This is a genomic window from Mesotoga infera (assembly GCA_011045915.1).
GTDB lineage: Bacteria > Thermotogota > Thermotogae > Petrotogales > Kosmotogaceae > Mesotoga > Mesotoga infera_D.
On sequence record DSBT01000130.1, the window covers coordinates 1 to 2,627 of the forward strand.

Consider the following 2,627-nt stretch of genomic DNA (forward strand, 5'->3'; position numbering starts at 1 on the left):
ACAAGCAACGGCGCAATGGTTTTCAAATCACTTAATGCCTCAATAAGAGGCAGAAGCAGCAATGGAGGTTTGGAGCTGATCTCCGTCTCGGGAAACATGACACTTGAAACCTCTAATTCGCCCATTTTTGTCGAGGAATGCGCCGGAGTCATGGAACTTAGATCCACCAACGGTGCGTTTGAAGGAAAGGGAATATCTGGAACCCTCATTATTGAGACAAGTAATGCTCCGATAACAATTGAAAGGGGAACTCTCAGTGTTTCGGCGAATTCAACGAACGGAGCAATTACAATCACTGAGGTCACACTTCTCGGTGATAGCAATAGTTTTGAGACCTCAAACGCGAAGATTGCCTGCGACGCGATCCTTCCAGATTCTGGTGTTCTTGAACTGCTGTCAACTAATGGAAGTATAGGAATCTTTCTAGATGACTCGATTCGTGCAGAGATAAGCGCGTCTACAACCAATGGAACCGTCAATTTGAAGGGGCTTACCGTAGGCGTAATCAGTTCGAGTTCAACCAGCTTGAGAGGGACACTCAATGGAGGCAACGGCCTCCTCATAACTATGAAAACCAGTAACTCGAACATCAGCATCGACAGGCGCAATGGTGAAGATTCGATCTAGTGACAGAAAAGGGTGGATTTGAATTATGGTCCCATTTACCGAACTCATGCGTTGCGTGGATTTTAAATATTCTTAGAGTGGTAAGATGGATTATCTTCTTTCGAACTCAGGATTGAGATCTCAAAAAAAGTTCAAAATCACGGGTTGTGACGCTGCAAAGGATCTATTTGCCTGTGGTTTCCCTGGCACGATGTGAATCTGTTCAAAGAGTGGGATTGTCAATCGAGTTAAGAAGGTGGATCATAGGATGAAGAATAATCCGCATTTCATTTGCAAAGGAAGTGGAATCTGATCCTTCGGACTGATCATTTAAGTGTCATGGAGCGGGATAGACATCTCGAAAAAGCGCTTCGTCGAATCTCACTAACTACCGATCTGCTCGGGACTGGACGTGTGAAATGAAAGAGATGCCCATACGAAGTATTTTATCTTGCCCAACATGCGTGGGCCGCGAAAGTGTGGATTATCTGTCTACTCATCAGTACTAGCTTGGAGAATATGTAAGTGAATGACAAAAAACCGGAGGCATATTTACCTCCGGTCTTGTTTACGCAAGTGATTCTAGTTAGAGACTGTCTGCGGAACGTTTTCTGCTAGCTCTACGAGATCTACTTCGAAGAGTCGGTCTCCAATGTATTTGATTCCCTTTATTCCGAGTTTGTCTATGAGAGATGCGGCTTCCTGATTGGACGTGAAGGTGATTCTACCGGCCGCTTCGAAAGGAGCGATGGACCAGTTATAGGATGGTGTGGGAGTGATTGAACCCTTTTCAATGATATAGTCTATGATAACGCTTCTGTTCTCAACTGTCGATGACAGGACAATATCCGAGTCGACAAGATGATAGCCGCCGCCACCTGCGCGGTAGTTGTTTGTCACGACAAGAAACTCCATGTCGTTTTCTATTTCTTCGCCCTCATAAGTCAGGTTTACAATTCTCTGCCCAACAGGGTTTCGAACATCGATCTGATAATTGATTCCTTCGATAATGTCGAAGTTATAGGATGAGAAACGTGCGAGAAGGTTCTGGTCCTCAGTGCTGCCTGGATCGATCTGGTTGAAGTTTTCGGCGCACTTTTCCAGCCAACCCTTGAGTTCGATGCCGTTCACTCTCACAACGTGTAGAGTGTTCGAGTAGATGTAGATGTCAGCTGCATTCATTATCCTTATGTCCCCTGCTTCTACATTGGTGCTAGTTCTGAATGGTGCTGCGGCAGAAAGCAAAGGCATTCCTTCAAAATCGGTGCCTCTGAAATATTCACTTGCATACCAGAGCTGAGCCTCGTTGACGAGCTGAGTGACTTCGTTATCGATTACTCTGCTGAAGTACCCCGTGATTGGTACTGTTGTCGTTCCTACCGGAGCCATTACATAATCAATGGTTGCTTCGTGCTGTTCCTTAACAGCTTCAACTATCTCAGGCGCGGATTCAATCTTTTCATCGACTTGCCACAGCTGCGGGCAGGAAGAGAAGACCTCCCAATTTCCATCCTGGTTAAGAAGATGAAAATGGATCAATCCTACAGCGCTCCCCCAGCTGCCAGCCATGGTAACGGGGACTCCATCGATTTTTTCGGCAATTCTTCCGTGACTGTGACCCATGATAATTGCATCTATTCCTTCAACGTTTTCGAGTATAGCTTCAGCGTCTGAGCTTCCCTGGTGAAGCGAGACTATGACGAGGTCGACACCTTCCTCCCGAAGTTTGGGAATGTACTTCGCAGCTGCGTCTACTATTGGTTCAGCATAGACTCTTCCTTCGAGAAGGACTCTGTCCCACATCATAATTTCCGGAGGTAGAAAGGCTATAACGCCGATTCTGATTGGGATTTCATCGACTTCTCTTTCCAGTATCACGTAAGGGTCGTACCTGAGCTCTTCGGTGTCTGCGTTGTAAAGATTTGCGCTAATCATTGGAAAATCAGCAGATGCTATCACCAGGTCCAGATACTCAAGACCGAAATTGAATTCGTGATTTCCAATTCCAACCACGTCATAGT

At 45.8% G+C, this 2,627-nt stretch carries 2 protein-coding genes; one reads left to right on the forward strand and one right to left on the reverse strand.

Annotated features, from left to right (window positions below; all coding sequences use genetic code 11):
* On the forward strand, positions 1–627 hold a 627-nt coding region (locus ENN47_04875; protein ID HDP77516.1), incomplete at its 5' end, for a hypothetical protein.
* Positions 628–1,188: 561 nt separating this feature from the next.
* Here ENN47_04875 and ENN47_04880 read toward each other — a convergent pair.
* Positions 1,189–2,627 (reverse strand): bifunctional 2',3'-cyclic-nucleotide 2'-phosphodiesterase/3'-nucleotidase (locus tag ENN47_04880; GenBank protein ID HDP77517.1); only part of this gene is annotated, 1,439 nt, incomplete at its 5' end.